This is a genomic window from Marinobacterium sp. NO-S09 (assembly GCF_059179545.1).
Map to the genome: position 1 here is coordinate 3496765 of NZ_CP168954.1, position 22942 is coordinate 3519706.

Sequence of the window (22942 nt, forward strand, 5' to 3'; positions counted from 1 at the left end):
ACCGGTTTCTTTCCCCGGCCGGGTGGGAGGTGCAGCCACAGTGACACTGATCGTTTTCAGTACCACTGACGTCCTGAATCAAGCGACCAAAGAGGTCTTTAAGCGGAGTCTGCTCTATTGGCTGTTTGGGGTGCATGGGGGCCACTCCTGTTTTAAAGGTCTTAAACTTCAGCTCAAACCCACCTCGACACGCTCGCCATTGAAGCGCACCGGCCAGGTGGGCAAGACAACCTCCGGCTGTTCAAGGCACACGCCATCACGGAGACGGAAGTGCTGCTTGTATAAAGGCGCGGCCACCGACCATTCACCTGAGGCCTCACACAACAGCCCCCAGGCCAGAACTTCGGCCTGTGAGAAGGGGTCTTTGTGTGCCATCGCAAACAGCTGCGGGGACTCAGGGTCCGGCCAATACAGGGCGGCTGCCGTATTTGCCAGTTTCACCGCCACACCGGAGCCCGGTACCAGGTCCTCACGCGCGCAGATATCCTGCCATTTGATAGTGCTCATGATGCTTCCTCCACAGCCAGTTCACGGGCCGGTATCAGCTGACCTCTTTCCACCACCTGCACGATGCGGGCGCGGCCCGGTTCATCGGAATTCACAAAGCTGCGGAAGCGCTTGCGCTTATTGGGGTCTTCCACCGCTTCTTTCCATTCACAGCGGTAGCTATCGACCACGTGCTGCATGCGTGCTTCCAGCTCCGCGGCCAACCCCAGGCTGTCGTCGATCACCACCTTGCGCAGGTAATCCAGACCACCGTCCAGATTTTCCATCCACACCGAGGTGCGCTGCAGACGATCAGCCGTGTAGACGTAGAACATCAGGATACGGTCGATGTAACGCACCAGGGTTTCGTCATCCAGATCGGTAGCGAAGAGATCGGCGTGACGGGGCTTCATACCGCCGTTACCACAGACATAGAGGTTCCAGCCATTTTCGGTTGCGATAACACCGATATCCTTGCTTTGTGCTTCGGCGCATTCACGGGTACAGCCGGATACGGCCATTTTGACCTTGTGCGGCGTACGCAAGCCCTTGTAACGGTTCTCGATATCGATGGCAGTACCGACGCTGTCCTTCACCCCGAAACGGCACCAGGTACTGCCGACACAGGACTTCACCGTGCGCAGTGATTTGCCGTAGGCATGACCGGTCTCGAAACCGGCAGCGATCAATTCTTCCCAAATCAGCGGCAGTTCATCCAGAGTGGCACCGAAAAGATCGATCCGCTGGCCACCGGTCACTTTGGTGTAAAGCTTGTACTTATCGCCGACCTCACCCAGCGTAATCAGCATTTTGGGTGTGATCTCACCGCCGGGGATACGCGGCACCACGGAGTAGGTGCCATCCTTCTGCATATTGGCCATGAAGGTATCGTTGGTGTCCTGCAGAGGCACCAGCTCAGGGGTGTGTACATGTTCGTTCCAGCAGCTGGCCAGCATGGACGCTACCGCCGGTTTACAAATTTCACAGCCACCGCCGTTGCCATGTTTATGCAGCAGCTCGGTGAAGCTTTTGATTTGCTCGACCCGGATCAGGTGAAACAGCTCCTGGCGGGTGTGGCTGAAGTGAGCACAGAGAGAATGGTCGACCTGGACGCCGCGCTTTTCCAGCTCTGCATCCAGTACCGTTTTCAGCATGGCGGCACAGCCACCACAACCGGTCGCTGCCTTGGTGCTGGCCTTGAGGTCGGCGACAGAGACGGCACCATCGTTCATGGATTCACAGATATCGCCCTTGCTCACGTTGTGACAGGAGCAAATGGTGGCCGTCATCGGCAACTCAGCACTGCCGGCCGCAGGCAGGCCTCCTTCGGAGGCTGGCAGGATCAACCCTTCCGGCTGCTCCGGCAGCGGCATATCATTGAGTGCCAACTGCAGTAGCGGGTCGTAATACTGATTATCGCCGATCAGAATAGCGCCCAGCAGGCGCTTACCGTCTCCAGATACCACCAGGCGGCGATACACACCGGTGCGTTCATCGGTATAACGGTAACTCTGACAGCCTGGTGTATGGCCGTGCGCATCACCAATTGAGCCTACATCCACGCCCAAAAGCTTAAGTTTGGTGGACATGTCGGCGCCCTGGAAATGCACCCTGCCATCACCTGACAGGTGCGATACGGCGGCACGGGCCATGGTGTAACCAGGCGCGACCAGGCCGAAGTGGCGTCCGTTCCAGACAGCGCACTCACCAATGGCATAGATATCCGGGTTGCTGGTTCGGCAGTACTGATCCACATCGATGCCGCCCCGTTCACCCAATGTCAGACCGGCCCCCCGCCCCAGCGCATCCTGAGGGCGAATACCGGCGGAAAATACAATCAGGTCGGTTTCCAGCTCGGTCTCATTGGCGAAGCACATTTTCATGCGTGCCGCATCGCCGGCGATAATCTGCTGAGTTGCGGTGTCCGTGTGAACGCTGACACCCAGGGATTCGATCTTGCTGCGCAGCATGGCGCCCGCTTCGTCATCCAGCTGTACCGGCATCAAGCGTGGTGCAAACTCGACCACGTGTACATCCAGCCCCAGGCTCTTGAGTGCGTTCGCCGCTTCCAGACCCAGCAGGCCACCGCCAATAACAACGCCGGTCTTCATATCCTTGGCGCTGGCCTGAATCGCATCCAGATCATCCAGTGTGCGGTACACCAGGCAATGGGCCTGGTCACCACCGGGGATGGGCGGAATAAAGGGATAGGAGCCGGTGGCCAAGACCAGTTTGTCATAGGCGTACTCACCCTGATCGGTGGTCACCGTGCGTGCATCGGGGTCAATTGAGGTAACCGCTTCATCCAGATGCAGATCGATAGCCGACTGCTGATAAAAATCCGCATCGCCCAGGCGCAGGTGCTCGGCGTCCTTCTCGAAGTATTCCGACAGATGAACCCGGTCGTAGGCGGAGTGGCGTTCAGCCCCGAACACGGTCAGTTGATAGTCAGCAGAAGCTTCATTCGCCAGCCACTGTTCCACAAAATGATGGCCGACCATACCGTTGCCAATCACGATCAAGCGCTGTTTCATTGTTTGCCTCCCGGGAAGCTTGAAGCAAAAAAAAAGCGCCCACTTTCTCAATCGCTACGGGCGGTGCGATTGGAAAGTGGACGCCATTGTCCAATAAAGAGCAGATACCCGAGGGCACCTGGTTATTTTTCTTGTGATGTACTTAGCAGGTGTTGTGCCAACTTTTCATGTCGCGCATTCTCTGCGCTGTATCCGAGTTTATCCTCAGATCGCGCACCACTGAGGTGCAAAAAACCGAACATTGCCACTTTTCAGGTCAGCCTTTCAGCTTTTCAGCCGCCGCTACCACACGGGCAGCCACATCAATCAGGCGACAATTTCCCTCCATGGCAGCACGACGCAAACTGGCAAAGGCTTCCTCCTCAGTCATCTTCTGATACTGCATCATCAGCCCCTTGGCTCGCTCAACAAGCTTGCGCTCGGTGAGTGCCGAACGCGCTTCTTCCAGCTGATCGCTCACCTGCTGCAGGTGGTCTGCCTGCTCCTGCAGCAAGTCATACAAAGCACGCACCGAGCCGGCAGCCGGTACCTGCTCACTGTCGGAAGATGCATCCAGCAGTAGGGAAAATGCCGATACGGGTTCAGCCGGTGGTTCGGCTTCCAGGCGACTGCGGTTGTCCTGTAACGCCTTGCGTGCTTTTTCCAACCGCTCGCCGGCCATGGCCTGCAGGTCTGCCGACAGCTGCTCCTCCAGCTCTCGCATGCCGTCAATACGTGCCGTCGCCACCGCAAACCAGGTCTCACTGACCCCATGCGGCACTGCTGTCCCCTCTCCCAAGGCGTCTATCACCTTGCGCATCCGCACCAGCTCGGCTTTGGCCGGTGCCTGTTCCAGCTGCTCCCAGAACCAGACTTCTTCAGGCTCGGCAAAGCGAACAAATACGTCCAGGCAGCGCTGCTGCGACTCCCGCAGATGCTGCAGTCGCGCCAGTATTTCGGTATCAAAGGCTTCAGCAGCAAAACCGACACAGCCCCAGGCCCGCTCCTGCCCGGTATGTTCTTTGGCCTGCAGGAAGTGAAACAGGGCCACCAATGCCCGGGAGATCTCGGCATCCGCGGCAATATCAGCAATTTCGAACAGGACCGACAGCAACTCGGCAATAAGACCCGACCAGGCTTCTGTGGCCTGTGCCGTCGTCAGGTTTCCCTGCTCAATGCTGTTGCGCAGCTCCGCCAGATCCTTGAGCTGCAGCAGCACATGGGCGATACGGTGATAGAGCCGGGCACTACTCCAGAGTTGATCCTGCCCCGACTGCACCCGTTGCAGATAGTCACAGAAATGATCACTGGCAGTATTCGTGCGGCCGTTCTGCTGTTTAAGCTCCTCGGCAAATTCCTGTCCTGCCGAAGCCAGAAAGACATTGGAGATCCCGCGCTCGCGCTGGAGTTCATGTACCAGCTCACACACCGCCGCCACCAGATGACAGCTGTGCACCAGCTGCCCCAGCGCACGTGCTTCACTGCCTCGGGCGGCCAGCAGGAAGTGTTCGGTTAACTGTTCAGGCGTCGACATGGCTACTCCGGTATCAAACATTTTCAGCAGTTTTAGCCGGATCAATGCAAGGCCTGTTCCAGCCAGAACGAAAAACCGGCATTAATCTTGCTTTGTTTCTAGTGACGGCTTTCATGGTCTGAAGGTTGTCTGCATAGCTCTTAAAATGAGGCATTGGCGCCTGCACTTCCATCGCTCAGCGGTACGGAGGCAGGCGCTTTTTTTATGGGGAATCGCAACCATGATGACACTGACACTCAGCTTTCTGCGCACGGCGCTGCCTGCTTTCAACTTCAATCCAAGCCGATGGAAACCCAGAGGCGAAAACACAGCGCGGCTTCCGGAGAAACAGGGACAGGTTAATCTGGTGGGTGCAGGGCCCGGGGACCCGGACCTGATCACACGCAAAGGCTGGAAAGCACTGCTGCAGGCGGATGTCGTCGTATACGACGCTCTGGTCAGCGATGCACTCATGGCAGAGATTCCGGCTCAGGTTCAGCGCCTTTATGTCGGCAAACGCAAGGGCGCACATTCAGCCAGTCAGGCCGAGATCTGCCAACTGCTGGTTGAACTGGCGCAGCAGGGCAAACGGGTTGTGCGCCTGAAAGGCGGTGATCCACTGGTATTCGGCCGCCTCACCGAAGAGATGGATGCACTTAGACAGCACTGCATTCCCTTCACGCTTGTCCCTGGTATAACGGCTGCCGCCGGTTGCGCTGCCAGCTGCAAAATGCCGCTGACCGAACGAGAGAAGGCTCCACGCCTGCGCCTGATCACCGCACACAGCTGCGATGACCGCCCCATCGACTGGGCTGACCTTGCACGCACGGATGAAACACTGGTGTTTTACATGGGCCTGAGTATGGCGAGCACCATCTCAACCGAGCTCCAATGCCACGGATTACCCGCAGACTGGCCGGTGCTCCTTGTGGAGCGCGGCACCCATGAAGACCAGCGGACTTTGCGCACGGAGCTGGGCTCCATGACCCGCATGATTCAGGACAACAATCTGCAGACGCCAACCCTCATACTGGTGGGGCGTGTCGTCGAGCACTATGACGCTAATCTGGGGGCAGAACAGCTGCTGGAAAGCCTGATGGAAGAGCAGCGCTGATGGCGAAACTAAAGCTTGTTATAGAGTGCCGCACGGGACAGCCCCAAACGTTTGGCCGCCTCGGTACGGTTGCCATCACAGAGCTGCAGCGTCTCCTGAATAATACGCGCCTCCTCGATTTTCAAACGCTGCTTGAGCGTCAGGCCCGTTTCTGGCGGTTCAGCGTCCTGAGATTGAGCTGAATGGGTATCCGTTGCGCCTGTTTTGGGCTGCGTCTGAATCATCGGCAGCAGCTGGGCCGCATCGATATGGCTGAGGGTTTCATTGAGAATGCAGGCACGCTCCAGCACGTTGTAGAGCTCGCGTACATTGCCTGGCCAGCGATAGGTCTTGAGCAGGCGAACGGCCTCATCGGTCAGGGATTTGGGCAGGATACCCAAGCGACTGCAACAGTCATCCAGAATACGTTCGCCCAGAGCATCCACATCATCCAGACGCTCACGCAGAGCCGGCAAGCGGATCGGCATCGCATTGAGGCGGTAATAAAGGTCAGGCCTGAAACTGCCATCCGCAACCATCTGCTCCAGATTGCGACTGGTTGCCGCCACGATGCGGACCTGGGTGGTTTGCACCTGATTGGAGCCCACCCGCTCGAACTCCCGCTCCTGCAACACACGCAACAGTTTGGACTGCAGGGCCAGCGGCATATCGCCCACCTCATCCAGAAACAGAGTGCCATCGCCCGCCACTTCAATCTTGCCGGGACGCCCCTCTTTTTTGGCACCGGTAAACGCGCCCGAGGCAACACCAAAAAACTCGGACTCCATCAGGGTTTCAGGAATGGCCGCCACATTGACCGATACAAAGGGTTTATCGGCACGGTCCGACAGACCATGCAAGGAATGGGCAAACAGCTCCTTGCCGGTACCGGTTTCACCGGTCAGCAATACGGTGATATCGAAACGGGCTGCCTGACGGATCTGCTGTTTAACCAGTCGTATGGCTTCACTCTGACCAGCGATCTGTGACAGCTTGTAGCGTGCACTGCGCCCCTCACGGTAGCGCAAGGCTTCACGCACCTCGCGCTGCATCTGGTTGTAGCGCTCCAGCAAGGGTTTCATGCCGGAGGTCGGGCTGTCCGTAGCGACAAAGCCGAAAGCCCCTTCCACGCCTCCCTGTTCGTTATGCACAGGTACCACGCTCACCAGCGCCCACTGGTTACGTAGCTGCAACAGATCCAGCAGCACCGGCTTTCCAGTAGCCAGCACCTGCGGCAGGTAACTGCCCGGAATCAGATCGGTGATATGGCGCCCCAAGGGTGATTCGGTACAGCCCAGAAAGCGGCTGTAACTGTCGCTGATCCAGTTGATGATGCCGTGACGGTCAACGGCAATGCTGTGTTCATAGAAGGTTTCAAAGGAGCGATTCAACGAAGCAAGTACGCGGTCGCGCACCTGTTCTGAGGCAAACCCGGAGAGGCTCATGTGCTTGTCACTTGTCTTTATTATTTGACAGCTACCGTCCATTTTATTGGACAGGTTGTCAATATTATTTGACGCGAAGAATCACAGCCAAATGCACAAAAAACAATAAAAACTATACTTATCAATTAGTTAAAAAAACTGGCAAGGGATCTGCTCTAGGGGAGGCATCCAAGATTCAATAATAAATACAAAGAGACTCACATGGATCAACCTCTCTGGACACCGAGTCCGGCACGCATCCGTTCGACCCGCCTCTGGGATTTCATGCAGGTGCTGAACCACCGTCATGATACCCATCTGAATGACTACGAATCACTTTGGCACTGGAGCAACCAACACAGCGAAAGCTTCTGGAGCGATCTCTGGGATTACGCCGATATCACGGCAAACACCAAGGGTGACAGGATACTTGTTGATGGCAATCGCATGCCCGGCGCCCGCTGGTTTCCCGATGCCCGCCTGAACTTTGCGCAAAACCTGCTGCGCTACCGTGATGATCGCCCGGCCATCGTGTTTAACGGTGAAGACAGCCGTCGTGTTGAACTCAGCTACGCCGAACTCTATACCGAGGTGGCGCGTGTCAGCGCAGGCCTGAAGGCCCTGGGAATCCAGCCCGGTGATGTGGTTGCCGGCTATATGCCCAATATCGCAGAAACCATCATCGCCATGCTGGCCACTACAGCGCTGGGTGGCATCTGGACCTCCTGCTCACCGGACTTTGGCATCAATGGCGTGATCGACCGTTTCGGTCAGGTGAAGCCCAAAGTCCTGTTCACCACCGACGGCTATCTCTACAACGGCAAGACTCTGGATTCTCTGGAAAAGGTTGCCAGTATCACCGCGGCGATTGAATCCATCGAGCAGACGGTTGTGGTGCCTTTCGTGAATACAGCACCCGACCTGAGCCAGCTGACCAATGCCTCTGTGATAAGCGATTTCGGTGACGCCCAGGCGCAGGAGGTCGAGTTTGTTGCCCTGCCATTCGATCATCCGCTGTATGTGATGTATTCCTCCGGCACCACCGGGGTACCCAAGTGCATTGTCCACAGCGCCGGTGGCACCCTGATTCAGCACCTGAAAGAGCTGATGCTGCACACCGATATTGGCCGTGACGACCGCTTCTTCTACTACACCACCTGCGGCTGGATGATGTGGAACTGGATGGTCTCCGGCCTGGCCACCGGCTGCACGCTGGTGCTCTTTGATGGCTCACCTTTCGCTCCCCGTCCTGAAGTGCTCTGGGATATGGCCGAGCGTGAAAAAATCACCGTGTTCGGCACCAGTGCCAAGTATCTAGCCGCACTGGAAAAAGCGGGTGTAAAACCGGGCAAGAGCCACGACCTGAGTCCGCTGAAGGCCGTGCTTTCCACCGGCTCACCGCTATCTCATGAAAGCTTTGATTACGTCTACCGCGACATCAAGGCTGATCTGCAGCTGTCCTCCATCTCAGGCGGTACCGACATCATTTCCTGCTTCGCGCTGGGCAGCCCGATCCTGCCGGTTTGGCGTGGCGAGTTGCAATGCCCGGGCTTGGGCATGGCGGTGGATATCTTTGACGACAACGGCCAATCCCTGCGTCAGACCAAGGGTGAGCTTGTTTGCACCCAGCCTTTCCCGAGCATGCCGATCGGTTTCTGGAACGACCCGGATGGTCAACGTTTCCATGATGCCTATTTCGACAGCTTCGACAACATCTGGGCCCATGGCGATTACGGCGAAATCACCGCCCATGGCGGCGTGATCATTCATGGTCGCTCCGATGCCGTACTGAACCCGGGCGGCGTACGCATAGGTACCGCTGAAATCTACCGCCAGGTGGAAAAAGTGGATGCTGTGGTAGAGAGCCTCTGTATCGGCCAGCCCTGGCAGGACGACGTGCGCGTAGTGCTCTTTGTTCGCCTGCGCGAAGGGCTGTTGCTGGATGATGAATTGCGCCAGCAGATCCGCACCACCATTCGCGCCAACACCACACCCCGCCATGTACCGGCCGTCATCACTCAGGTCGCGGATATTCCTCGCACGATCAGCGGAAAAATTGTCGAGCTGGCAGTGCGCAAGGTGGTGCTTGGCGAAACGGTGAAGAACAAGGACGCCCTGGCCAATCCCGAGGCGCTGGAGCTTTACCGCGACCTGCCCGAATTACAGGCCTGACCCTGAACAACATTGAAGAGGACTACGCGATGAGCATTCGCAAACTGGCACTGGTGACAGGCTCAACCAGCGGTATCGGCCTTGAGGTCGCCCGCGTACTGGCGGCCAATGGACTGGACCTGGTCCTGCACGGTCTGGAAGACACGGCAGCCGGCGAGAAACTGGCTGAGGAATTCGAACAGGCCTATGGACGTCGTCCGCTCTACTGCCAGACAGACCTGAGCCAGCCGGAACAGATCGACCAGCTGATGCAGGCCATTGAAGACAAGGCCGGCAGCCCGACCATTCTGGTCAACAACGCCGGCATCCAGCACACCTCTCCCACCGAGAGCTTCCCGGCAAACATGTGGGACAAGGTGATCGCCATCAACCTGAGCGCTGCTTTCCACACCAGCCGCCTGGCCCTGCCGGGCATGCAGGCACAGGGCTGGGGTCGCATCATCAATATCTCGTCCGTGCATGGCCTGGTGGCCTCGGTGAACAAGAGCGCCTACTGCGCGGCCAAGCATGGCCTGGTCGGCTTTACCAAGGTCATGGCGCTGGAAAACGCAGCCCGGGGCATCACCGCCAACTGCATCTGTCCCGGCTGGGTCGACACCCCGCTGCTGGTAGAGCAGTTCAAGGCCTATGCACAAGACAACAGCACCAGCTTTGAAGAAGCCAAGCAGGGCCTGATCAGCGCCAAGACGCCCTACCCGGACTTCGTCGCTCCCAGCGAAATCGGCGAGATGGCCCTGTTCCTTTGCTCCGATGCAGCCCGTGCCATCAATGGCACAGCGCTGCCGATCGATGGCGGCTGGACCGCCCAATAAACCGACTCAATTCAGCCTTAAACAAAGCAAACCCGATACACCTGCTCCATAACGATGCGAAAACCGTGATAACAATAAAAGGACACGACATCATGAAAAAACTGCTCAAAGCCGCAACCCTGGGTCTGACCCTGACCGCTTCCACCGTCGCACTGGCCGACTTCGATAAGGTGCGCTGGCAGGTCCCCATGGGCTTTCCGTCCTCCCTGACCGCGCTGGGTGACACCATGCCGGAAGTGGCCAAGATGGTCAGTGACATGTCGGGCGGCAAGGTGGTTCTGAAAACCTTCGAACCGGGAAAACTCATCCCCTCGCTGGGCGTTTTCGAGAACGTCAGTAACGGCAACATCCCGGCCGGTTATTCATGGATGGGCTATGAATGGGGCCAGATCCCGGCTTCTGCGCTCTTCGGTGCAACACCTTTTGGTCTGGAATCTCAGGAGTTCCTGGCCTGGATGTACCACCACGGCGGTGACGAAATGCTGAAGGAGCTGTTTGCACCGCATAACGTCTACCCGATCCTCTGCGGCACCATCAGCCCGGAAGCTGCCGGCTGGTTCCGTGAAGAGATGGACAGCCTGGACAAGTTCAAGGGCCTGAAATTCCGTGCGGCCGGTGTCGGTGGCGAGATCATGTCCGAGTTCGGCATGTCCGTGACCCTGCTGCCCGGTGGTGAGCTCTACCAGGCGCTGGAAACCGGCGTGCTGGATGCCACCGAGTTCTCCATGCCGATCGTTGATGAGCAGCTGGGCTTCTATCAGGTGGCCAAGCACTACTACCTGCCGGGCTGGCACCAGCCGTCTACCAACCAGTATCTGTACGTCAACCTGGACAAGTGGAATGGCCTCAACAGCCAGACCCAGGCACTGATCGAAAACAGCTGTAAAGCCGCCAACACCGTTGCGCTGGCCAAGGCTGAAGCGCTTCAGGGTGCGGTGCTGAAATCCTTCGAGGAAAAAGGCGTACAGCTGCACAAGTACAAGCCTGAAATCCTCAATGCGTTCAAGGAAGCCACCGACCGTGTGATGGCGCGCCGTTCCGAGTCTGACCCCATGTTCGACAAGGTATACAGCTCTATGAAGGCGTTCCAGGACGAGCACCGTCCGTGGAAAAACTTCGGTTACCTGCCGCGTGACTTTGGCGTGGAAGACGCCGAATAAGCCGTTTCACCTTCGGACCAGGGATATCTCTTATGTCTGACTACGACCTGAATCTGGATCAGGTCGAGGAGGCGGTCGCCCACAAGGCGACCGTCGACTATCCTCGCACCCGCATCTCGGACTGGCTGGAACGCATCGTTGAAGTGTTCGGCAAATACACCTCGTTCATCTGGGTCGTGCTGATCCTGCTGATCGTGGGCAATGTGATCATGCGCTATGCCCTGGGCACCAACTTTGTAGCGCTGGAAGAACTGCAGTGGCATCTGTACGCCATCGGCTTCATGTGTGCTCTGTCCTACTGCATCACTCACGACGGCCATGTGCGTGTGGATGTAGTGGCCGAGCGCCTGTCACCCAAGGCGCGCGCCTGGATTGAAATGCTGGGCATCGCCCTGTTCATCCTGCCGTTTTGCGTGCTGATACTGATCTACGCCAGGCCTTTTGTGGAGCATTCCATCCGCATCGGCGAGGTTTCAGCGGCGCCCGGCGGCTTGCCCATGCGCTGGCTGATCAAGTCCGTCATTCTGCTGGCCTTTGTGCTGATGGCACTGGCCGCAACCGCTCGCTTTTTCCGTGCACTGGCGTTCCTGTCCGGCTGGCCCCGCCCGCTCGACACCCCCAAACAGAATAACAACAACTCGCCGGAGTGAGGTGTACACGTGTTTGCTACCAATGAATTGATCGTGATCGCGATGCTGTGCAGTTTCATACTGCTCATTTTCACCGGTTTCCCGGTGGCCTGGCTGCTGGCCGGCATCTCGGTGGTCTTCAGCGTCGGCTCGATCATCGCCTTCCAGTATTTCGACGTTGATACCTACTTCCTCACCGACTGGAGCATTTTCGGGGTCATGGTGCAACGCATCTACGCCCAGATGACCAACTGGGTACTGGTGGCCCTGCCCATGTTCATATTCATGGGGTTGATGCTGGAGCGTTCCGGTGTAGCCGAGCGCCTGATGCGCAACTTTGTCAGCCTCTTCGGCCGCTTCCATGGCGGTTTGGGCGTGGCCGTTATTACCATCGGTATCCTCCTGGCCGCCTCAACCGGTATTGTCGGTGCCTCTGTGGTTCTGCTGGCCATGCTGTCTTTGCCGGTGATGCTGGAACAGAAGTACTCCCCCGCCTTTGCCAGCGGCATTGTCTGCTCTGCCGGTACTCTGGGCATTCTGATTCCGCCCAGCATCATGCTGATCATCATGGCCGACCAGCTGTCACTGGCTGTCGGCGACCTGTTCATGGGCGCGTTGATTCCCGGTGTCATGCTGGGCCTGATGTATATCGTTTACGTGATGGTGATCTCCTGGCTGAAGCCCTCCATGAGCACGCCGCCGGACGACTTGCCACCGATCACCGCCAAGCTGCTGTGGGATACCCTGAGCGCCATCCTGCCAACACTGGGCCTGATTCTGGCAGTATTGGGGTCAATTTTCTTTGGCATCGCGACGCCCACCGAAGCTGCCGGTGTCGGTGCTCTGGGCGCCAGCGTGCTGGCCGCGCTCAATGGTCGCCTGAATGCCGAGGTGGTCAAGGATGTGTGTATCAAGACCACGCTCACCACGGCGTTCGTGTTCGGTATTTTCCTGGGGGCAACCGCCTTCGCAGTGGTCATGCGCTCTCTGGGTGGCGATGAGTTTATCGGCTCACTGCTGCAAGGCATTCCGCTGTCACCCGAAGGTATCGTGGTGGTGATTCTGCTGATCGCCTTTGTCGCCGGCTTCTTCCTCGACTGGCTGGAGATCAGCCTGATCCTGCTGCCACTGGTGGGACCGGTCGTGTCCAATCTGGGCTTTGATCTGACCTGGTTCGTGGTGCTGTTCGCCCTGGCGCTGCAGACTTCTTTCCTGACTCCGCCGGTGGGCTTCTCGCTGTTCTATTTGAAAGGCGTAGCGCCACCGGAGATCAAAACCTCGGATATCTACAAAGGCGTGATTCCCTTCATTCTGATTCAGCTGACGGCTGTGGCACTGGTGTTCTTCTGGAAGGATCTCGTGCTCTGGCTGCCGTCGGTGCGTTACGGCGCCGGCTAACCCGGCGCACTCACTCTGTTGCTTGATCTGCCCTTTGCGAGCAGCGGCCTGGTTCAGATTCAGGTCGACTGCTCGTTTTTTGTTGCGCCACTGAACGGGGACGCATCAGCAGTAATACCAGGATCGCGGCCATGAATGCGATTGCCGCTGCTGTATCAAACAGGCGGCTGAAACCTGCCTGGTATGCCTGCAGAGCCTGCACGGGACTGGGCAAACTGCCGGCCGGGCCCTGCGCTGACAGTGCCCCTGTCGCAACAGCGGTCACCAGATCAGCATCCAGCCAACAGCCTGGCTCTATACAAAGGCTCCCCTGCAAGTCGGTCCGCACACCACTGAGCATCACCGACGACAAGCCGGCATATCCCATCAGCATGGCCAGAAAGCGTGCGGTAGTACTCACGCCCGACGCCATGCCGACATGCTCGGCCGACACCGTGCCCACAATGGCCTTCTGCGTTTCACCGTTAATCAGTCCGCCACCGGCTCCCAGACAGGCCATACTGATATAAAAACGCATAGAGTCCGCTGACTGCACCGCATCCGCCAGCCCCAGATTGCCCAAAGCAATAACGACCAGCCCAAGCCCCAACAGTTGCCAGGAATCCACCCACGCCAACAGGCGACGGCTCACCAAAGGAAACACCAGCATGCCCAAAGCAAAGGGCAGCAGGGCTACGCCCGTCCACAACAGGGTTATCCCCAGCCCCTGCTGCAGATAGAGCGGCAAGAAAGCGGCCATCACCTGCGCGGCACTGGCATAACCGAGCATGGCGGCGACACCGCCGATAAATGCAGGCGAGGCAAAGAGTCGCAGCTCCAGCATGGGACCGGATGTACTCAGTTCCCGAAGAATGAAAGCGACGAACAACAGTAGCCCCCAGAGCAGGGGCCAGAGCACCCAAGGATGCTGCCACCCAAGTTCCGGGCCGCGAATCAGGCTCCAGCTGCCGGCCAGCATGCACAGGGCAAACAGCAGCGCCCCCCGCCAGTCGAAAGGATGATCACGCGGGGCACTGGATTCCTGGATCAGGCGCATCACTTGCACAATCAACAGGGCACAGATCAGTGCCACCATCCCCAGTGCCCAGCGCCAGCCCAGCCAACCGCCCACCAGACTACTAAGGATGGGCGCCAACACCATGGTCAGGCCCATGATGCTGCCCCAGGTTGCCCAGGCCCTGATGGCTTGATCCGGCTGGCGAAACCGCTGACCAATGATCGCCAGTGCCGGTGCCAGCAACAAGGCCGCGCCGACGCCTTGAAAAATACGCGCCAGAATCAGCCATTCAATAATGGACGCCATCCCGGAAGCCAATGCCCCGGCGCCATATACGCTCAACCCGAGCAGCAACACCCGTTTGCGTCCAAAGTGATCGGACAACGCTCCGGCCACCAGTAGCAAAGATGCGAAGCTGAGCAAAAAACCACTCAAGACCCAGGCCATGGGAGCAAACCCCACCTGCATATCGGCCACCAGCATGGGGGTAATTACACCCAGCAGGTTGGTATCGAATATGGTCAGGGCGCAGGCGGCGGAAGCAGTCAGCAGTAACGCACGCGGATTGTCCTCGGCCTTCATCAACGGCGTTCGCGCCTCCGGAACAGCGGTTCCGGGCTGGCAACCGAGCGTGCATAAATCTGATCAAAGCCGGACAGCCCCTTGATCGCTTCAGCAGCAGGTTTATCGGCACGCACGCAAAATGAGGAAAAGCCACAATGGCGCATCAGTACCAGCTGGTCACGCAGCACATCACCCAGTGCCCGCAGATCGCCTTCATAACCAAGGCGAGTGCGCAGCAGGCTGGCCTGGCTATAGGCCCGGCCATCCATAAATCCCGGAAACTGGAGCGCAATCAGCGGTAACTGGCCAACCCAGGGTGTCAGTACCTCGGGGTCTTCATCCGGGTCCAACATCACTCCAGCATGCCGAGGCGATAGTTCTCCATTTTCTACCAGCGCCTGCCAACGTGCCCAGGGTAGTATTGGCCAGGGCTCGCTATCGACCGCAGCCTCCGGAGGCAGCACCTCCCAGCGATCATCCGACAGCAGAACTGCCCGCTCCTGCCCTTCTCCATGCCAAAGCCCGATGGTGTTGTTCATGCCGACACCTCCGCCGCCCTGGATTCGGCATAGACGCCTTCCTTGAAGGGCGCGAGCCCCAGTCGGCCAACCGTCTGTACGAAGGTCTCGTCCAACTCGCGAAACTTCAGGTAGACCGATAACAGCCGTTCAATCGCATCAGGCACTTCGTCTGCCTTGAATGCCCGGCCAATGACCCGCCCCAGAGCACTGTTCTTGCCCTGGTCTCCGCCAATGGTGACCTGGAAATATTCCTCGCCGTTTTTGTCCAGACCCAGAATCCCGATGTTGCCAATATGGTGATGGCCGCAGGCATTCACACAGCCGGAGATATTGAGGCTGAGCGGCCCCAGGTCATGCAGAAAGTCCAGATCATCAAAACGTGCCTGAATCGCAGCGGCCACCGGCAGCGAGCGCGTGGTAGCCAAGTTGCAGTAGTCGCCGCCGGGGCAGGCGATCAGATCGGTCAGCAGACCAATATTGGGTGTGGCCAGCCCCACATCCTGCAGTGAGCGCCACAGGGTATAGAGATCACTTTTGCGAATATCCGGCAGAACCAGATTCTGCTCATGGGTCACACGGATTTCACCATAGCCATAAAGATCGGCCAGGTCGGCCAGGGAATGCATCTGCTGTGCGGTCAGATCGCCCGGAGGCGTGGCTGCACCCGGTTTGGTCGATATCGTTACCGCAGCATAACCCGACACTTTGTGGGCCTGGGTGTTGGTTTGTACCCAGCTGGCAAAGGCTTCATCACGGGCCAGCCAGGCACCATATTCAGGATCAATAGCGCTCAGCAGCTGATATTCAGGCGGTGCAAAGGCAGCCGATACCCGTTCCAGCTCGGCCAGGGTCAGCTCCGCCGCGCCTTCGCGGATCTGCTCCCATTCACGCTCCACTTCACTGGCAAAGGCTTCGATCCCCAGGGCTTTGACGAGAATCTTGATACGGGCCTTGTACTTGTTGTCACGACGACCGTGGCGGTTATACACCCGCAACACGGCTTCGACGTACGTCAGCAGGTGTTGCCAGGGCAGATCCTCTCGTAATGTCTGGTTGAGGATAGGCGTTCGTCCCAAGCCACCACCGACCATCACTCGAAGCAAGGGCTCGCCCTGTGCGCCCGGATACAGATACAGGCCGATATCGTGCGCACGCACGGCGGCACGATCCTGCTCAGACGACGAGATGGCAATCTTGAATTTGCGCGGCAAAAACAGGAACTCGGGATTCACGGTAGACCACTGACGCAGAATCTCCGCCAGCGGGCGCGGGTCAATCAGCTCATCGGCGGCAACACCAGCATAGGCTTCCGTGGTGATATTGCGCACGCAGTTGCCTGAGGTCTGGATGGCATGCATCTCGTTGTCGGCCAACAACTGGAGTATATCCACTACCTGTTCCAGCTGAATCCAGTTGAACTGGATGTTCTGACGCGTGGTGAAATGGCCATAGCCCCGATCAAACTGGTCCGCGATTCTGGCCAGGGTTCGTAACTGCTGCGACGACAGGGTGCCATAGGGAATGGCCACCCTCAGCATATAGGCGTGCTTTTGCAGATAGAGCCCATTCTGCAGACGCAGGGGCAAAAACTCCTCTTCACTCAGCTCGCCGCTGAGAAGGCGCGCCACCTGATCCCGAAATTGCGCCACTCGCGCCTGCACCAGAGCATGGTCATATTCATCGTATCGATACACGCATCTGCCTCGTCAGTTTCAACAAATGACAGAGGTTAGCGGTGCCGGCCCTCGCTGAGGCAGGCTCAATTCCGAGAATATGGATAGGGACAGATCAGTCGCGCAGCAGCAACTCGGGCAACTGGTTCAAGGCGCGGGTACGACGTTCATCCCAGGGGTGAGCAAAACTGAGCCGCAGGCAGTTACTGAACTGACCCGATACGGAAAACAGTGGCCCGGGCGTAATCACTACTCCCTGTTCCAGCGCTTTCGGATAGCTGGCAAGGGTATCCACCCCCTCGGGTAGCTCTACCCAGACAGCCAGCCCACCGGCAGGGACACTCACCCGCAGTTCGGTGGACCAGGCTTGCAGAAAAGCGATCAACCGATCCCGTCGGTCCCGCAACTCATGCCGCTGGCGGCGCAGATGGGTGGCAAAGCTACCATCCTGGATGAAGTCCGCCACTCCCTGCTGCAGGTACCGACTGCTGGCCAGCTGCGAGACCAGCTTCAGGTGCAAAATGCGCTGATGCCAACGCGCCCCGGCGATCCAGCCCAGGCGCAGATCTCGCGACAGACTTTTGGAGAAGGAGCTGCAGAGAATGACCCGCTCGTTGCGATCCAGTGCCTTCAACGGATCGGGCAAAGCCCCCAGTGCAGTATCGGCGTAGATATCATCTTCTATCACGGCCAGATCATGCTGCTCTGCCAACGCCAGGAGTTGTTGCCGTGACTCCAGCGGCATCAATGCTCCACTGGGCGTGGCAAAAGCCGGCGAAACGATACAGGCACGCACCGGCCAGCGCGCCAGCACTTCCTCCAGTGCCGCCATATCCATGCCAGTATCAGGCGAGGTCGGTACCTCAACCACCTGCAATTCCAGTTGCTCCAGCAACTGCAGCACACCATAGAAGCCGGGAGATTCCACCGCCACTACATCGCCTCGCTTACAACAGGCCTGGAGCGCCAGAAACAGGGCGTGCTGACAGCCGGATGTGATACACAACTGCTCGGGCACGGCTGCCCAGCCACGCCGTGCCAGGTGCAGCGATAACTGTTCACGCAAGCCTGCATCCCCGGCGGGCTCATCGTAGTAGAGGTAGTCTTCACCGCGCTGACGCCTCAGCGCCCGTCCAATCGAGCGGTTCAGCGCCAGAATTCCGGCCGGCAGATCCCCGGCACGAAACTCGGGAATCAAATCAAAGGCGGCGCTGCGGCGCATGATATCCAGCAGCACCTCGCTGACATTCACCGGGCGTGGCGCTTCTATACTCACCCGGCTTTGTGGCTGTCGCACGGTGCGCGGCTGCAGGGAAACGAAATACCCAGCCTTGGGCCGGGCTTCCAGCAGCCCCTGAGCCTCCAGCCGTTGCAAGGCATGCTGAACCGTGGCCTTAGAAAGGCCGTGCCCTTTGCACAAGGCCCTGATAGAGGGCAAACGCTCACCCAGTCGCCAGCGCTGTTCTTCTATTCCACGCAGCAACCACTGCTCCAGTTGTTGATACCTATATTCCGAACTCAAACTGTGCCCCTGACCCATCTGTACCTATTACTTATTACTTTTTTATACCTGAACCCATCGTTTGTACAGGCGTAATCTGCGTCCCACACAGCACCAGCCTCCCTCTTCCTGGCTAACCGCCCTGACACCAATGGCCCGTCCAGTTCGAATGAGACCCGGCTTCTTGTGCTGTTAATCCGATACCTGAACACACTGATTTCACCTCGAGGTGTCCCATGTATGACACGGCCCTGATGCTGGCTCGGATACAGTTTGGCTTTACTGTCTCCTTCCACATCATATTTCCCGCAATCACCATCGGCCTGGCCAGCTACCTGGCCGTTCTGGAAGGTTGCTGGCTGCGCAGTCGCAACCCGGTCTTCAAGCAACTTTACGAATTCTGGAGCCGCATTTTTGCCCTTAACTTTGGCATGGGCGTGGTCTCCGGCGTGGTGATGGCCTATGAATTCGGCACCAACTGGCCCGAGTTTTCGCGCTTTGCCGGCAGCATCACCGGCCCACTGCTGACCTATGAAGTGCTGACCGCGTTCTTCCTCGAAGCCGGCTTTCTGGGTGTCATGCTGTTCGGCTGGAAACGCGTGGGCGACCGCCTGCACTTTTTTGCCACGGTCATGGTCGCATTGGGCACGCTGGTGTCAGCCACCTGGATTCTGGCATCCAACAGCTGGATGCAAACACCTGCCGGATACGAAATTGTGGACAACCACGTCATCCCCACCGACTGGATGGCGATCATATTCAATCCATCCTTTCCCTACCGGTTGGTGCATATGGTGCTGGCCGCTTTTCTCAGTACCGCTTTGATGGTCGCCGCCAGCGCCGCCTGGCATTTGCTCAAGGGCAACGACACCCCAGCCATTCGCAAGATGCTGACCATGGCCATCGGCATGCTGGTGGCCACCGCACCACTGCAGATGCTGGCCGGAGATGTTCATGGCCTGAACACGCTGGAGCATCAACCAGCCAAGGTCGCCGCCATGGAAGGGCACTGGCGTAACGATGAGCCGGGCGCAGGCGTTCCCCTGTTACTCTTTGGCTGGCCGGATAACGACGCCGAAACCACCCACTTTGCCGTTGGCATTCCTCGGTTGGCCAGCCTGATCCTGACTCACAGCTGGGACGGCACCTTTCCCGGTCTGTCGGAGTTTCCACCTGACGAACGCCCCAATGCCGCTGCCGTTTTCTGGTCTTTCCGCATCATGGTCGGGCTGGGCTTGTTGATGTTTGTGCTGGGTATATGGGGTATCTGGGCCTGGTTACGAGGGCAACTGTTTCACAACCGTACTCTGCTTCGCTTTGCTCTCCTGATGGGCCCCTCCGGCCTGATGGCACTGCTGGCCGGTTGGTTCACTACCGAACTGGGGCGCCAGCCCTGGGTGATCTACGGCCTGATGAAAACCGCCGATGCCGGCAGCAATCACAGCACCTCAACCATGGTGTTCTCGCTGGTATTGCTGGTAGTCGTATACGGCCTGGTCTTCGGAACCGGCATCCGCTACCTGCTCCGCCTGATCAGCCAAGGCCCTGATCAGAACATTGATACAACCCTTTCCACTATCCGTCCGACCTCCCCGTCGGATATGCATCCGGGAGACTGACATGGGTATCGATACTGCTTTGATTTGGGCCGTCATCATCCTGTTTGGCGTGCTGCTTTATGTAATGGCGGATGGTTTTGACCTGGGCGTGGGGCTGCTGTTTCCATTGGCGCCCGCCAAAGAAGACCGCGATCGCATGATGGCCAGCATCGCCCCCGTCTGGGATGGCAACGAAACCTGGCTGATTCTGGGTGGTGCCGGGCTGATGGCGGCATTTCCATTGGCCTATGCCGTTATTCTGAACGCCCTGTATATACCGGTGCTGATGATGCTGATCGGACTGATTTTGCGCGGTGTGGCCTTTGAAGCCCGCGCCAAGGCCAGCAGCAACAGCCGGCACTGGTGGGACAAGGCGTTTTTCACAGGCTCGCTTTTGGCTACGTTTTTCCAGGGCGTCATTTTGGGCGCGTATATTTCGGGATTACCGGTAGAAAACGGAACATTCAGTGGCCACGCTCTCAGCTGGGTGAGCCCCTTCGCACTCTTTTGTGGCCTCTCGCTGACTCCGGCTTACGCCTTGCTGGGCAGCACCTGGCTGATCATGAAATCCGAAAACTCGTTACAGCAAGAGATGCGCCGACTCAGTAAGCCTTTGATCTGGCTATTGATGGGCTTCATCCTGCTGGTATCCCTGTGGACACCGCTGGCCCATGAGTCCATTGCCGAGCGCTGGTTCAGCCTGCCGAACCTGTTTTGGCTGGCACCCTTGCCGATCTTTACCGCCCTGGCATGTCTTGGCCTGCTGAAAATGGTTGATCGTGGAGAAGCCGGGCCATTCGTGATGACCCTGATCATAATGTCACTGGGTTTTCTGGGACTGGGCATCAGCCTCTGGCCCAATGTAATTCCACCGGCCATCAGCATCTGGCAAGCATCGGCACCTGTCGCCAGCCAGGGCTTTGCCCTGGTCGGAGCCCTACTCATCATTCCGGTCATCCTGACCTACTCGGCTTGGTCCTACTATGTATTTCGGGGCAAGGTCGATATGGAAGACGGCTACCATTGATCTCGATACAGGCAGGCGCTTCTTACCCGGGAGCAGCCTGCTTGCCCCTTCTGTTGTCCGCGCCGCCCTCAATCTGTCCCTATTAATATTTATTTTTTTAGACCTGAACCGATATTGGCGACAGGCGTAATCTGCCGGCATCAAAAACCAGCAGAACCCCCAGCGGAAAATGCCATGGAAAAAATACCTGTCGCCCAGATCCCCGATGAGCAATCTCCCATTGTGGAGGAGTACATCCCCTTTGCCCGTGAGGGCAAGTTTCACGTTCGCTTGACTACTGGCCTGTTTCAAAACCTGAGACGCCTGACCACCTGGCCCCTGATCGCCCTGTTTTTCGGCCTGGTCTGGGTTCAGGTCGATGGCCAGCCCTGGCTGCTGTTTTCCTTCTCTCAACGCAGCATCTTCCTGTTTGGCCATACCCTGTCCTGGCACGACCTGCCGCTGCTGGCCGGCTTGATGATCGCTGGTGCCTGCCTGCTGTTTTTCATGGCCGTCGCCTGGGGCCGGGTCTGGTGCGGCTTTGCCTGCCCACAGAGCATCTGGACCTGGCTGTTTATCCGCATTGAAGACCTGACGGAAGGCCGCGCCAGCCTGCGTGCCCGTCAGGAAGGTAAAGCCCTGCGGGGGCTGCCGTTGATGCGACGCCTGCTCAAGCACCTGCTGTGGATACTGCTGGCTACAGTGACCGCGCTGACGTTTACCGGTTATTTCATCCCCATTCGCGACATTCTGGGCGATGCCAGTCAATTACAGCTGTCTGCCGGCATTACCGGCTGGATTGTGATTATGGCCGGGCTGACATACGCCAATGCCGGTCTGGTGCGGGAGAAAATTTGCCTGCACGCCTGTCCCTACTCCCGTTTCCAGGGCGTGATGTTTGATCGCGATACGCTGACGGTCAGCTACGACAAGGCCCGTGGCGAACCTCGCGCCAACCGTCGCAATGCCGATGCCAACAGCGGTGACTGTGTGGACTGTGGTCTCTGTGTTCAGGTGTGCCCGACCGGTATCGATATCCGTGATGGCCTTCAAGCTGCATGCATTGACTGCGGCGCCTGTATCGACGCCTGCGACGGGGTGATGAAAAAACTGGACCGGGATACCGGACTCATCCGCTTTGCCTCCGAAGCCCAGTTGCAAAAACAGCCCTCCCGCCTGCTGCGCCCACGCCTTGCGGGCTATGCCGCCGTGATGGCCTGCGCCTTTGGCGCGGTACTCTTTGGCTTTACCCAGACCACCGACCTGCTGGTGGAAATCCGCCGTGACCGGGGCGCCCTGTTCGTACAGCTGGATGAAGAAACCTACTGCAACAACTATCGCGTCAAGGTGGAAGGCTTTGCTGATACCGCTGCGCTGATCCGGGTTGCCGTATCCGGCCTGGCAGACTACCAGCTGTTTGGCCCTGCGCAGCTGGACTTGAACGAGCATAACTCCACCTGGTTACCCTACCGTGTGTGTACGCAAAGCCCGGATCAGCCTCGTGCAGACCTCAGCTTCCAGTTCTTTGCCGGAGGCATACAGCAGGCCGAAAAACACACAACCTTTATTACCCAGTCATTCTGACAGGAGCAAAACCCAAAAGCTGGCATGGAACCTGCTATGAATTAATCAGGTGACCACTCTGTCCGGTGGTTGCTTGCATAGCTCTAACATGAGGCTTTAGCGCCTGAACCCCGCAGCTCCCGTAGCTTTAAAGGTCAGGCGCATTTTTTTACCCTGCCTTTACACCCGCACGAATCCTGTGCAGATGCACCAAAAAAGATCGTATAATCCCCCTGCCCCCTCCTGTGCCATCGCTTTCGGCCGATAACACGTACATCTGATATCAAGTTTCGCCCTATACCCGGTACTGCCTGATGCC

Annotated in this window: 17 protein-coding genes; 9 read left to right on the plus strand and 8 right to left on the minus strand. The window is 58.1% G+C overall.

Annotated elements, in window-relative coordinates:
• Nucleotides 1–168: 168 nt before the first annotated feature.
• The 3 genes from nirD to O3C79_RS16165 form a co-directional block, all read right to left on the minus strand.
• On the minus strand, nucleotides 169–507 hold the full coding sequence (gene nirD / locus O3C79_RS16155; protein ID WP_494383929.1) for a nitrite reductase small subunit NirD: 339 nt from the start codon (nucleotides 505–507) through the stop codon (nucleotides 169–171).
• Nucleotides 504–3020, minus strand: a complete 2517-nt coding sequence (nirB, locus tag O3C79_RS16160; RefSeq protein WP_494383930.1) for a nitrite reductase large subunit NirB — start codon at nucleotides 3018–3020, stop codon at nucleotides 504–506. The genes nirD and nirB overlap by 4 nt, the downstream gene beginning before the upstream one ends.
• 256 nt (nucleotides 3021–3276) lie before the next feature.
• Nucleotides 3277–4533 (minus strand): nitrate- and nitrite sensing domain-containing protein, encoded by a 1257-nt coding sequence (locus O3C79_RS16165; protein ID WP_494383931.1) that lies wholly within the window; start codon nucleotides 4531–4533, stop codon nucleotides 3277–3279.
• 220 nt (nucleotides 4534–4753) lie between these two features.
• On the opposite strand from O3C79_RS16165, the gene cobA reads away from it, so the two are divergent.
• Entirely contained in the window at nucleotides 4754–5626 is an 873-nt protein-coding gene (gene cobA / locus O3C79_RS16170) for a uroporphyrinogen-III C-methyltransferase (RefSeq protein WP_494383932.1), read from the plus strand.
• An 8-nt stretch (nucleotides 5627–5634) separates the two neighbouring features.
• On the opposite strand, the gene O3C79_RS16175 is transcribed toward cobA, so the two are convergent.
• A complete protein-coding gene (locus tag O3C79_RS16175) occupies nucleotides 5635–7050 on the minus strand; it encodes a sigma-54 interaction domain-containing protein (protein ID WP_494383933.1) in 1416 nt (471 codons plus the stop codon).
• 201 nt (nucleotides 7051–7251) lie between these two features.
• On the opposite strand from O3C79_RS16175, the gene O3C79_RS16180 reads away from it, so the two are divergent.
• The 5 genes from O3C79_RS16180 (at nucleotide 7252) to O3C79_RS16200 (ending at nucleotide 13200) form a co-directional block, all read left to right on the plus strand.
• Nucleotides 7252–9201 carry an acetoacetate--CoA ligase gene (locus tag O3C79_RS16180; RefSeq protein ID WP_494383934.1) on the plus strand — a complete coding sequence of 650 codons (1950 nt, stop codon included), beginning with the start codon at nucleotides 7252–7254 and terminating at the stop codon, nucleotides 9199–9201.
• A 29-nt stretch (nucleotides 9202–9230) separates the two neighbouring features.
• Complete coding sequence (locus O3C79_RS16185) at nucleotides 9231–10013, plus strand: 3-hydroxybutyrate dehydrogenase (RefSeq protein ID WP_494383935.1); 783 nt, start codon at nucleotides 9231–9233, stop codon at nucleotides 10011–10013.
• Nucleotides 10014–10105: 92 nt separating this feature from the next.
• Nucleotides 10106–11173, plus strand: coding sequence for a TRAP transporter substrate-binding protein (locus O3C79_RS16190; protein ID WP_494383936.1), 1068 nt, complete (start codon nucleotides 10106–10108; stop codon nucleotides 11171–11173).
• 32 nt (nucleotides 11174–11205) lie between these two features.
• Nucleotides 11206–11823, plus strand: coding sequence for a TRAP transporter small permease subunit (locus O3C79_RS16195; RefSeq protein WP_494383937.1), 618 nt, complete (start codon nucleotides 11206–11208; stop codon nucleotides 11821–11823).
• A 9-nt stretch (nucleotides 11824–11832) separates the two neighbouring features.
• The gene (locus O3C79_RS16200) at nucleotides 11833–13200 is read left to right on the plus strand and encodes a TRAP transporter large permease (protein ID WP_494383938.1); all 1368 of its coding nucleotides are present in this window, start codon (nucleotides 11833–11835) and stop codon (nucleotides 13198–13200) included.
• Nucleotides 13201–13210: 10 nt separating this feature from the next.
• On the opposite strand, the gene O3C79_RS16205 is transcribed toward O3C79_RS16200, so the two are convergent.
• The 4 genes from O3C79_RS16205 to O3C79_RS16220 all read right to left on the minus strand — a co-directional run bounded on the left by O3C79_RS16205 (nucleotide 13211) and on the right by O3C79_RS16220 (nucleotide 18477).
• Complete coding sequence (locus tag O3C79_RS16205; RefSeq protein WP_494383939.1) at nucleotides 13211–14779, minus strand: MFS transporter; 1569 nt, start codon at nucleotides 14777–14779, stop codon at nucleotides 13211–13213.
• Nucleotides 14779–15300 carry a DUF934 domain-containing protein gene (locus O3C79_RS16210; RefSeq protein WP_076460558.1) on the minus strand — a complete coding sequence of 174 codons (522 nt, stop codon included), beginning with the start codon at nucleotides 15298–15300 and terminating at the stop codon, nucleotides 14779–14781. The genes O3C79_RS16205 and O3C79_RS16210 overlap by 1 nt, the downstream gene beginning before the upstream one ends.
• Nucleotides 15297–16976, minus strand: a complete 1680-nt coding sequence (locus O3C79_RS16215) for a nitrite/sulfite reductase (RefSeq protein ID WP_494383940.1) — start codon at nucleotides 16974–16976, stop codon at nucleotides 15297–15299. The genes O3C79_RS16210 and O3C79_RS16215 overlap by 4 nt, the downstream gene beginning before the upstream one ends.
• 94 nt (nucleotides 16977–17070) lie before the next feature.
• A complete protein-coding gene (locus O3C79_RS16220; RefSeq protein ID WP_494383941.1) occupies nucleotides 17071–18477 on the minus strand; it encodes an aminotransferase-like domain-containing protein in 1407 nt (468 codons plus the stop codon).
• A 215-nt stretch (nucleotides 18478–18692) separates the two neighbouring features.
• On the opposite strand from O3C79_RS16220, the gene O3C79_RS16225 reads away from it, so the two are divergent.
• The 3 genes from O3C79_RS16225 to ccoG all read left to right on the plus strand — a co-directional run bounded on the left by O3C79_RS16225 (nucleotide 18693) and on the right by ccoG (nucleotide 22644).
• Nucleotides 18693–20075, plus strand: coding sequence for a cytochrome ubiquinol oxidase subunit I (locus tag O3C79_RS16225; protein WP_494383942.1), 1383 nt, complete (start codon nucleotides 18693–18695; stop codon nucleotides 20073–20075).
• Nucleotide 20076: 1 nt separating this feature from the next.
• Nucleotides 20077–21081 (plus strand): cytochrome d ubiquinol oxidase subunit II, encoded by a 1005-nt coding sequence (gene cydB, locus O3C79_RS16230; protein WP_494383943.1) that lies wholly within the window; start codon nucleotides 20077–20079, stop codon nucleotides 21079–21081.
• Between the two features lie 174 nt (nucleotides 21082–21255).
• A complete protein-coding gene (gene ccoG / locus O3C79_RS16235) occupies nucleotides 21256–22644 on the plus strand; it encodes a cytochrome c oxidase accessory protein CcoG (RefSeq protein ID WP_494383944.1) in 1389 nt (462 codons plus the stop codon).
• Nucleotides 22645–22942 lie beyond the last annotated feature (298 nt).

Excerpts from the sequence above, each read along its gene's own strand:
- cobA (WP_494383932.1), top strand. The coding sequence starts at position 4,754 with ATGATGACACTGACACTCAGCTTTCTGCGCACGGCGCTGCCTGCTTTC.
- O3C79_RS16225 (WP_494383942.1), top strand. The coding sequence starts at position 18,693 with ATGTATGACACGGCCCTGATGCTGGCTCGGATACAGTTTGGCTTTACT.
- O3C79_RS16165 (WP_494383931.1), bottom strand. The coding sequence starts at position 4,533 with ATGTCGACGCCTGAACAGTTAACCGAACACTTCCTGCTGGCCGCCCGA.
- O3C79_RS16205 (WP_494383939.1), bottom strand. The coding sequence starts at position 14,779 with ATGAAGGCCGAGGACAATCCGCGTGCGTTACTGCTGACTGCTTCCGCC.
- cydB (WP_494383943.1), top strand. The coding sequence starts at position 20,077 with ATGGGTATCGATACTGCTTTGATTTGGGCCGTCATCATCCTGTTTGGC.
- ccoG (WP_494383944.1), top strand. The coding sequence starts at position 21,256 with ATGGAAAAAATACCTGTCGCCCAGATCCCCGATGAGCAATCTCCCATT.
- nirD (WP_494383929.1), bottom strand. The coding sequence starts at position 507 with ATGAGCACTATCAAATGGCAGGATATCTGCGCGCGTGAGGACCTGGTA.
- nirB (WP_494383930.1), bottom strand. The coding sequence starts at position 3,020 with ATGAAACAGCGCTTGATCGTGATTGGCAACGGTATGGTCGGCCATCAT.
- O3C79_RS16185 (WP_494383935.1), top strand. The coding sequence starts at position 9,231 with ATGAGCATTCGCAAACTGGCACTGGTGACAGGCTCAACCAGCGGTATC.
- O3C79_RS16190 (WP_494383936.1), top strand. The coding sequence starts at position 10,106 with ATGAAAAAACTGCTCAAAGCCGCAACCCTGGGTCTGACCCTGACCGCT.
- O3C79_RS16180 (WP_494383934.1), top strand. The coding sequence starts at position 7,252 with ATGGATCAACCTCTCTGGACACCGAGTCCGGCACGCATCCGTTCGACC.
- O3C79_RS16195 (WP_494383937.1), top strand. The coding sequence starts at position 11,206 with ATGTCTGACTACGACCTGAATCTGGATCAGGTCGAGGAGGCGGTCGCC.
- O3C79_RS16210 (WP_076460558.1), bottom strand. The coding sequence starts at position 15,300 with ATGAACAACACCATCGGGCTTTGGCATGGAGAAGGGCAGGAGCGGGCA.
- O3C79_RS16175 (WP_494383933.1), bottom strand. The coding sequence starts at position 7,050 with ATGAGCCTCTCCGGGTTTGCCTCAGAACAGGTGCGCGACCGCGTACTT.